The 9,252-nt window shown below is 60.7% G+C and carries 11 protein-coding genes and 1 tRNA gene; 5 read left to right on the top strand and 7 right to left on the bottom strand.

Annotated features, from left to right (window positions below):
- The 6 genes from WC026_RS16725 to WC026_RS16700 all read right to left on the bottom strand — a co-directional run.
- Positions 1–462: hypothetical protein (locus WC026_RS16725; protein WP_372712143.1), on the bottom strand; the 462-nt coding region annotated here is incomplete at its 3' end.
- 161 nt (positions 463–623) lie between these two features.
- Entirely contained in the window at positions 624–1,478 is an 855-nt protein-coding gene (locus WC026_RS16720; protein ID WP_372712142.1) for an alpha/beta hydrolase, read from the bottom strand.
- 84 nt (positions 1,479–1,562) lie between these two features.
- Positions 1,563–1,985 carry a hypothetical protein gene (locus WC026_RS16715; RefSeq protein ID WP_372712141.1) on the bottom strand — a complete coding sequence of 141 codons (423 nt, stop codon included), beginning with the start codon at positions 1,983–1,985 and terminating at the stop codon, positions 1,563–1,565.
- A gap of 21 nt (positions 1,986–2,006) precedes the next feature.
- Positions 2,007–2,225 (bottom strand): hypothetical protein, encoded by a 219-nt coding sequence (locus WC026_RS16710; RefSeq protein ID WP_372712140.1) that lies wholly within the window; start codon positions 2,223–2,225, stop codon positions 2,007–2,009.
- 306 nt (positions 2,226–2,531) lie between these two features.
- Positions 2,532–3,614, bottom strand: coding sequence for an HlyD family secretion protein (locus WC026_RS16705; protein WP_372712139.1), 1,083 nt, complete (start codon positions 3,612–3,614; stop codon positions 2,532–2,534).
- A 184-nt stretch (positions 3,615–3,798) separates the two neighbouring features.
- Positions 3,799–4,062: a hypothetical protein gene (locus WC026_RS16700; protein WP_372712138.1), complete on the bottom strand. Its 264-nt coding sequence runs from the start codon at positions 4,060–4,062 to the stop codon at positions 3,799–3,801.
- Between the two features lie 210 nt (positions 4,063–4,272).
- Here WC026_RS16700 and WC026_RS16695 point away from each other — a divergent pair, with 210 nt between their 5' ends.
- On the top strand, positions 4,273–4,866 hold the full coding sequence (locus tag WC026_RS16695) for a glutathione peroxidase (RefSeq protein WP_372712137.1): 594 nt from the start codon (positions 4,273–4,275) through the stop codon (positions 4,864–4,866).
- Positions 4,867–4,888: 22 nt separating this feature from the next.
- Here WC026_RS16695 and sseA read toward each other — a convergent pair whose 3' ends face one another.
- Complete coding sequence (gene sseA / locus WC026_RS16690) at positions 4,889–5,752, bottom strand: 3-mercaptopyruvate sulfurtransferase (RefSeq protein WP_372712136.1); 864 nt, start codon at positions 5,750–5,752, stop codon at positions 4,889–4,891.
- 702 nt (positions 5,753–6,454) lie between these two features.
- Between sseA and WC026_RS16685 the strand changes: the two genes are divergently transcribed.
- The 4 genes from WC026_RS16685 to WC026_RS16670 form a co-directional block, all read left to right on the top strand.
- A tRNA-Leu gene (locus WC026_RS16685) sits at positions 6,455–6,539 on the top strand.
- A 116-nt stretch (positions 6,540–6,655) separates the two neighbouring features.
- A complete protein-coding gene (gene tig / locus WC026_RS16680; RefSeq protein ID WP_372712135.1) occupies positions 6,656–8,020 on the top strand; it encodes a trigger factor in 1,365 nt (454 codons plus the stop codon).
- 117 nt (positions 8,021–8,137) lie between these two features.
- On the top strand, positions 8,138–8,791 hold the full coding sequence (locus WC026_RS16675; RefSeq protein ID WP_372712134.1) for an ATP-dependent Clp protease proteolytic subunit: 654 nt from the start codon (positions 8,138–8,140) through the stop codon (positions 8,789–8,791).
- Between the two features lie 333 nt (positions 8,792–9,124).
- Positions 9,125–9,252, top strand: a 128-nt coding sequence (locus WC026_RS16670; RefSeq protein WP_372712144.1) for a ClpX C4-type zinc finger protein, incomplete at its 3' end; no start/stop codon positions are given.

Here is a 9,252-nt window from a genome sequence, read left to right as displayed (position 1 = left end):
GACCTTCTCGACTTTGGCAGTCTCGGTTGCCGCCGTCGTGTTCGTCGTCGCGGCCGGTGCGGCGTTGCTTACCGGCGTCGCAGTTGTTGGCGTGGTCGATCCCGTCGTGACGTCGCTGGTCTTGGCAATTTCCGTTGTCGTCGCCGGATCGCTCGCGAGCTTGTCCTCGAGCTTCGCGGTCTTAATGATTGCCTTGGTCGCAGGCTTGGCGACGGGCTTCGCACTCGCGACCTTGCTGACCGGCTTGGCTTTGCGCACGGGCGCGGACTCGGCCTTGTAGGAAAGTTGCCGGCGCTCGTACCGGCGGCTGTAGCTATCATCCATCGAGTTCTGCGCCGAATGGGCGATGAAGGAACCAAGCGGAAAGCCGAAGCCGACGCGGATGCCGCCCGCGGTTGCGGCGCTCGTCAACGTCGTGCCGGCGAGCAGTGCGGCGGCGAGTGTGAGAGTGATCTTGGTCATGGGAGCCTCCTGAGGGCCTGAGCCGGTTTCGCTGATCTCGATGCCGGTCTTCACCGGCCATGGCTGCAGATTGCCCTGTCCATGCCGCCGCCGCTGTTCCGGCTGGAACATGCCAACGGCTATTTTGGATTTCTATTTTTCTGTTTAAAATCAGTGCATTGCTACGCAGCAGAGATTTTAGCGAGGGCGGTCTGCTCACCGCGCGCATCCGCCGGGGCGCCGATCAGGTTGGCGACGAAGCGGTCGATCCCCTCGACCACGAGGTGACGCTGCCGGTCGACGGTGACGATGTGATAGCAATCGTCGAGCACCTCGAGCGCGACCGGCCCGCCGAGGCTGTCCCGGAGATAGGTCGCGTTACTCATCGCCGCGTAATCGTCTTCGAGCGGATGAATGATCAGCGTCGGCTGCCGGACGAAGCTCACGAGCTTGCGAACGGCGCTGACCATCCTGCGGTGCTCGAACACCGCTCCGCCGGGCGTTGAGGGATTGCCGGTTTCGGAGGTTCCGCGAGACGCCCGCGCCCGCTGGATGAAGTCGCGGATTCGCTCGTCCTTGATGCCGTGCGGATCGTGATGCGGGAAGTTCATGAGGTTCGCGAACCACTTGAAGCGGACGAGCGGAAACAGCCGCGCGTACCACGGGATCATCCAGCCGTTGAGCCAGAGCGTCGGCGCCAGCAGTGCGGTTCCATTGACCTTTGTCGGATTTTTCGCAGCCAGCAGAACGGCAAGCACGGCGCCCGCCGACAGCCCGCCCGCGATGACGACATCGCATTCTTGTCGGAGGTCGTCGAGGGCTCGCTCCGCGCTCAGATACCAGTCGGTCCACGAAGAGGCCTTCAGGTCGTCCTCGCTGCCGCAGTGTCCGGCGAGCGTCGGGCAATGAACGGTATAGCCCTGCTTGGCGAGGCCGCTGGCGACGAAGCGCATTTCAACCGGCGTTCCGCACAGCCGATGCAGCAGCAGGATGCCGACTTTTCCGCCCTTGATTTTAAAACCTGCGTCCGTCGCCATTGTCGCCTCTCGAGGTGCATGTTTGTTCGATATTTCGAGGATTAATCGCGCGCGTCTTTGGCGGCAGTTCCGCTGGTGACAGGCTTACGCGGCCGTTTGCATCGCGGGCGCTGGAATGACAGCCTGAGGCTTGGGCGCGGTTGCCGCGTCGATCGCGAGCAGCAAGCGCTGAGCGTTGAAACCGAGGCGCGTATTGAGGCGCTGTTGTGATGCCGCTGCGATGGCGGCAGAGATCACCTTGAAGCCGCGTGCGAGCAGCATGTCCTTGAGACGGCGCTGGGCGAAGACATCGACGAGCGCGCGCAGGCGCAGCGCGACGGCAATCCGAGTATTCGGGTCGGTTTGAAATTCCGACCAGAGAGACGTCTCTATCTCGCGCAGATCACGCTCGCTCAATCCTTTGAGCAGCGCCAGTCCCTGGCCCTTGGCAATCAGCATCTGCATCGGCCGATAGAGATCCGACGCAGCGACTTGCGGAATGTCGGTCGGATCGAGCTTGGCGATCATGGCGCGTCTCCCTCGGGAAAATCAGAGGGCGCCGCCGCCGAACGCCATCCACGGCGATCCGGCGAGCACGATGATTTCGCGGGCTTTCAAATCGCCAAGCTCGAAATGAACTTCCTGGCCTTCGAGATCGTCGCGGCGATTGAGGATTTCTGTGTGCTTGAAGCGATAGTCGTGGCCGTTTTCGGCGGCGATGATTCCAATGCCGATATCGCTGCGGAATTTCTTGATTTCTCCGTACATGACTTATCTCCGGATGTGAGCGTTGAAGACGTTTGCTTCTGGGGCTCGATGATGCGGAGATTTTCGGGTAGGCGCTGTTCCGGGCGGGACAAGGCTCTTGGCGTACCGATCGACTTGCGTTCTCTTGCGTCAGGGTGCGCTGGGAAATAAAAAAACAGAGAGGAGCGAGTGGGACAACTCGCTCCTCCCCGTACAGGACCTGCGGCAGCTCCGCTAAGGAGGAAGCGCGCCGCCACTGGTCTGTTCAGTATCCCGCGCAGACTTCTGACGAAATTCTCGTCAGAAGATTTCCGGCGCAGACTTTTTTCATTTGAAAAATGCGTCGGCACGCATGCCCGGCAGCAGTGGCGGATTGCCTTGAAGATCGATCGTCACCGGAAGCACTTCGACGTCGACCGGACGGCGTGCGCCGCGCAACGCGAACTGCGGCGAGGCGAGCGACGGCGCCAGTTCCGCGACCGTGCCTTCGAACTCCTTGCCCGGATACGCGTTGCTCTTGACCACGACCTTGCCGCCGACCTTGATTTTCGAAACGTCAATCTCGTCGACTTCGGCCTTGAGGCGCACGACCGACATATCGCCGAGCACGGCGAGCGTCTGATCGGGTGACGGCGCGACCATCTCGCCGGCCTTTGCCGGAAGCAGCAAGACGGTGCCGCTGACGGGAGCCAGAATGCGCGTTTTCTCAAGCAGGGCTTCGGCGACCGCGACATCGGAACGAGCCGCCTGAAGGGCCGATTCGAGCCGGTTCGGCGCCGGGATATTCGACTTCGCCTGGGCCTTGGCATAAGCGGAACGCTCGTCCTGCAGTTTGTCCTTGGCTTTGGCGAGTCCGTCGCGGGCGCGGGTAACGCGCTGGTCGTTGCCATTGCCTTCGCGGCGGGCTTGAAGCTCATATTCAAGCTCGAAATGCGCGTTCGTCAGTTCGCGTTCGGCGCTGAAGACGTTGTCCTCGGCTGCGCGAAGATCGTCGCGGGCTTTGTCGAGTGGCTGCGCGTCACGCTCGCGTTTGCGCGAGGCAACTTCGGTCTCGGCGGCCTGCAGGCGGGCGCGCGCTTCATCGTCGTCGAGGCGGATCAGAAGCTCGCCTTCCTCGACCTTGTCGTTCTGCTTCACGGCAACTTCCGCGATGCGTCCGAGCAAGGCCGATCCGACGCGAACCGTTCCCGACTTCGGCTCGATGCGGCCCGGTGCTGCGGCGATCCACTCGATGCGCGCCACAATTTGCTCTGTTTTCAGCGTGTCGTCGCCGGACTTCGCGCCGAGCAGGTCGCTGCGAGACATATTGACGGCGCCGAACGCGCCTGCGCCCGCCGCAATAAGGGCGAATAGCGACAGCTTCAGGAAAGTCCTGCGTTTCGGGCGGTGATTGGTTTCATCTGCGCTCATGACGTCATCCTCCTTAGGGATTTGCATGAGCATTGACGTATAGGCCCGCGCCTTGCGTCGCTGTTTCCAGCGGAACAGGGCGTGCAGCTTTTTAAAAAACTTCGTGCGATCCAAAAAACAAAAAGGCTCCGGAATATTCCCGAAGCCCATCTCTAAATTCGCGGTGAATTGGATTACGTTCGCGTTACTGGCACATCTCACGCAACGTCCAGCCGACGATTCTGCAGCTTTCCGTGCCGTTGGCGTTGATCGTGCACTTGCGGTTCGGAAGGCGCTGGTAGTCACAATAGTAGCTGCCGGAACGACCGGAATATCCATGCATCGGCTTCGCGAACTGATAATCCTGGACGAAAACGTCCTTGCCGCCGCCGCGCGCATTGGCGGTGGAAGCGCTTGCGAGCGTTGCGATGCCGGCGGCGATCACGAGAGCGGTTTTGAAAGATGCCATTTTAAGTTCCTCCTTAGGGCCGGTGGGCCTCGAGCTCATTTCCTGGAGGTCGTTTTAAAAGCCTCGGGCGAAGGTGGCTGTTCCGGCCGGAACACAAGGGCAGCCCTGGGAATTGGGATTTAAGTCGCTCCTCGGAGGTGATCCTCCGCGCCTTTGCATGTATCGTGGCCGCCGGGAATGATCTGCTTAAACGAATTTGGAAAGTGGTAGATGGGAAAGATCTGGTCGACGATCGTCAGCCTCGTCGCGATGTGGACTGCGGCCCCGAGCGTCGCGCCGTCCAAAACGGTCGACGGCCTTGCCTACGATTTCGAGTTTACCGGGATCGACGGCAAGCCAATGTCGCTTTCGAATTTTCGCGGCAAGGTTCTGCTGATCGTCAACACGGCGTCATTCTGCGGCTACACGAAACAATACGCGGGCCTGCAGGATCTCTGGTCGCGCTATGAGAAGGCAGGGCTCGTCGTCATCGGCGTCCCCTCCAACGATTTCGGCGAGCAGGAGCCGAAGTCGGAAGGCGAGATCAAGACGTTCTGCCAGGGCGCGTTCGGCGTGACGTTTCCGTTGACGTCGAAACAGCACGTCGTCGGCCCTGACGCGCACCCCTTCTACAAATGGGCGGCGGAAGCGATGGGTCCGGCGGGCGTGCCGAATTGGAATTTCCACAAGTATCTGGTCAGTCGCGACGGGCGTTTGCTGCGATCGTTCTCAACAAAGCTCTCACCGGAATCGGCTGAAATCACGGGACCGATCGAGAAAGCTCTCGCGGAAAACGCGGCATCGCCGGACGCCGCGCAGAACTGAGCAGCACGGATGGGCCGGAATTTTAGCGTGCTGGTCCCGTTTCGATCGGCAAGCCGTTGTCCTGGCCCCACTCAGCCCAGCTGCCATCGTAGACGGCGGCATTCGTCTGTCCGAGGACCGCAAGCGCCAAGGCCAGCATCGACGCCGTGACGCCCGATCCGCAGGTCGTGACGACCGGCCGCGACACGTCGATGCCGGCAGTCTTGAATAGATTGCCCAGTTCTTCTGCCGATTTGAGTGTGCCGTCGGCGTTGAGAAGCTCCTGCGATGGGACGTTTTTCGAGCCGGGAATGTGGCCGGCGCGAAGACCAGGCCTCGGTTCCGCATCGCGACCCTCGAACCGCGCGGCCGGACGTGCGTCCACGATCTGCGTGCCGGGCTTCTGGAACAAGGCCCGCATTTCTTCGAGTTCACGAATGATTTCGGTGTTCTGCAGCGGGGTATAATGGCGCTCGTAGCGCTTTGGCGGCGGACCGTCTTCAAGCTGCCGGCCTTCCGCCTTCCACTTCCGCAGCCCGCCATTCAGCACCGCCACGTCCTGATGCCCCATGGCCCGGAACGTCCACCACACCCGGGCGGCAGAAAAGATGCCCGCCGTGTCGTAGACGACGATGCGGGCGCCGTCGCCGACACCCATTTTCTTCATGCGCGAGGCGAACTTGACCGTCGACGGCAGCATGTGCGGCAGCGGCGATTTCTCATCCGAAAGATCGTCGATGTCGAAGAACAGCGCGCCGGGGATATGCTCGGCGAGATATTCCTTCTTGGGATCGCGTTTGGCAGTCGGGAGGTGCCAGCTGCCGTCGAGGATGACCAGATCTGGGGAGGAGAGGTGGCTCTCGAGCCAATCCGTTTCGACGATCCAATTTGTGGCAGACTTCGGCAAGGCGCACCCCTAGCTTGACTTCGATGGAAAATGTACCGGCGGCACAAAGCAGATAGGCAAATCCCAGCCGCGTCGCAAGTTGCCGAATGCCGCGAAAGACGGCCGGCGTGCTTCTATTGTTGAACGAAATTCAATTTAATCTGGGTGCTGGCGGGCGGCGGCAGGGCGATCCGGACGCCACCATTCGTTAGTCTTGATCGCAGCTTTGCCTTGTCTGAACGAGGTGTTGGGAAGAGGCCTGATTCCGGCGAAGATTTAGCAAGGCGCCGCCCGCGAAAGCGGGTGAACGCACCCGTCAAGGCGGGTATTGGCGATGTTGCCCAAGATCATTTCCTTAATCCTGGCGTCTATACTGGCCTATTTCCTGGTCGAGAGCGATCTGGATCTGGAACAAGCCTATTATATGCTGTTGCTCCCAGCCTCGGCTATTTTGAGCTACTTGCTCCTGGGCGCCACCGACTGAGCTTTACCGCTGCGCCCACGCAGCGCGGCCGCCGCTCCGATTTTCTTCATTTCTGCATTGTTTTCGCGGGCGCTCTTGCGTATGACAGCGGCTTCCCCGCCGCTCGTGTGCCGGACGCCCTCCGCAAGGGGCAGGACACTCGCGCCAATCGAGGAATTTCTGGATGTTTGCGGTCGTCTTGTGCAGCTCGTAATCAATGGTGCACAGATGGCTGGAAAGGTGAGATCGGAGCGTCTCAAGCGGGCGTGGCGGAACTGGTAGACGCACTGGATTTAGGTTCCAGCGGCGCAAGTCGTGGGGGTTCAAATCCCTCCGCCCGCACCAGCGCGGCGCCGTCAAGGCACCGCCTGAGCTTTGTAGACGAAACGGTATCTCCCTAGATAATTGTCGATCGACGAGGCGCGGCACTAAGGTGTCGGCCTCCAATCAGGAAACGGACGATGCAGGTCACTGAAACAGCGAGAGACGGACTGAAGCGCACCCTGCAAGTGGTGGTGGGGAAGGCCGAGCTTGGCGAGCGCTTTTCCGAACGCCTCGTGGAGCTCAAGGACCGCGTGCAGATCAAAGGCTTCCGGCGCGGCAAGGTGCCGATGGAGCATCTGAAGAAGCTCTACGGCAAATCGCTGATGCAGGAAGTCCTGGAGCAGACGATCAACGATACCAGCGCGAAAGCCGTCAAGGATCGCAACGAGCGTCCGGCGCAGCAGCCGAAACTGGAGCTGCTCGGCGTCGACGACGGCGGCATCGAGCGCGTCGTCAGCGGCGAAACGGACCTTTCCTACACGATGGATTTCGAGGTTCTGCCGCCGATCCCGGTGGCCGATCTCGGCGTTTTGCAGCTCGAGAAGCTCGTTGCGGACGTCGAAGACTCGGCGGTGGACAAGGCGTTGTCCGATCTCGCAGAGCGCAATACCTCCTATGAGCCGGAAGACGGTCGGGTGGCCGCCGAGGGCGATCTCGTGACGATGAACTTCGTCGGCCGCATTGATGGCGAGGCGTTCGAAGGCGGTTCCGCCGAAGGCGCCAGCCTTGCGATTGGCAAGAAGCAGTTTATTCCGGGCTTCGAGGACGGCGTCGTCGGCATGAAGGCCGGCGACCAGAAGATCATCACGGCGACGTTCCCGGAAGATTATCCGATGGCGAATCTCGCGGGCAAGCCAGCCGATTTCGACGTTTCCGTCACGGCCGTCGCGAAGCCGAAGAAGCCTGAGATCGACGAAGATTTCGCCAAGGGCCTCGGCGCCGAGGATTTGAAGACCCTGCGCGGTTTCGTCACCGAGCAGATCAAGCGCGAGTACGATCAGGCGTCGCGGGTGAAGCTGAAGCGCGAAATCCTGGATGCGCTCGATAAGGCGCATGACTTCGAGCTGCCGGCATCTCTTGTCGATTTCGAATTCAACAATATATGGTCACAGCTCGAGAACAATCTCAAAGCCGCCAACAAGACCATCGCGGACGAGGGCAAATCCGAGGAAGATCTGCGCGCTGAATATCGCGCCATCGCCGAACGCCGGGTTCGTCTCGGTCTGGTGATCGGCGAGATCGGCGAGAAGAACAAGTTGCAGGTTTCCCAGGACGAGCTGCGCCGCGCTCTGGTGGAGCAGGCGCGCCGCTATCCGGGCCGCGAAAAGCAGGTCTACGAATTCTACGAGAAGACGCCCGGCGCGCTCAACGAGCTGCGTGCCCCGATCTTCGAGGACAAGGTGATCGACCATGTGATCGCCGAGGCCAAGCCGATCGAGAAGAAGGTGTCGAGAGACGAGCTTCTGAAGGCGGTCGAAGAAGCGACCGAAGCGGAAGCCTGAGACGCAATCGACCAAGCGCCGGAGCCGGCGCTCGGATCGTGTGCTAGAACGAGCGTGCGAATCTGACCGGCTTGCCCGTTGCGGGCTTGCCGGCTGAAATCAGGAAAGACCGAGGCGATGCGCGATCCCATCAACACCGTGACGAACACGTTCTGGCCCATGGTCGTCGAGCAGACGACGCGCGGGGAACGCGGCTACGATCTGCCGTCGCGCCTCTTGAAAGAGCGCATCATTTTCGTGACCGGTCCCGTCGAGGACCACATGGCGGCATCGGTCTGCATGCAGCTGCTGTTCCTCGAGTCCGAGAATCCGAAAAAAGAAATCTCGATGTACATCAACTCTCCGGGCGGCGTGGTGACGGCCGGCATGGCGATCTACGACACCATGCAGTTCGTCAAGCCGCCGGTTGCGACGCTGTGCATCGGACAGGCGGCGTCGATGGGCTCGCTGCTGCTGTGCGCGGGCGCCAAGGACATGCGCTTCGCGCTGCCGAACGCGCGCATCATGGTGCATCAGCCGTCGGGCGGCTTCTCCGGCCAGGCGTCGGATATCGAGCGGCATGCGGAAGACATCATCAAGATGAAGCGTCGCCTGAACGAGACCTACGTGAAGCACACCGGTCAGAGCTACGAGATGATCGAGAAGACGCTCGACCGCGACTACTTCATGACCGCCGACCAGGCGCGGGACTTCGGCATTATCGACAAGGTTCTTGAAAGCCGCGATGAAGTCGACGTCGCTGCCCTCGAGATCAAGAGCTCGAAGGAATAAGTGTAGCCGCAAAGCGAATGTCTGTGGAAACACGGGCCTTCGGTTGCGGCTTCCCGACAGTAGAACAAATGACGTACATCGGCCATTGTTTAGGTGAACGATTAGGGTGAATTGCGATGTTGCCACATCGTTCACCAACTGTGGCAATACCGCCGCTTGCGAGGCAGGGCTGGGTGGGCTCCATTAATCCATTCTTGATCTGCCGAACGCTAGCGTGAGAGATTGAATCCCGTGATTTTACGTCGCCGCACATCGGCAATCGCCGGGACGTAGGCAGCGGGCCAAAGCAAGAACATCGGGGCGCCGGTGGTTTTGCACTGAAAGTGAGAAAAAATGGCTCAAGAGAAAAACACTCTCTACTGCTCTTTCTGCGGCAAGAGCCAGCATGAGGTACGCAAGCTTATCGCCGGTCCGACGGTGTTCATCTGCGATGAATGCGTCGAGCTGTGCATGGACATCAT

The sequence above is a fragment of the Hyphomicrobium sp. genome, from assembly GCF_041674905.1.
Lineage (GTDB): Bacteria > Pseudomonadota > Alphaproteobacteria > Rhizobiales > Hyphomicrobiaceae > Hyphomicrobium_B.
Note: the sequence above shows the minus strand (reverse complement) of the source record. Positions and strands in the feature narration are given on the sequence as shown.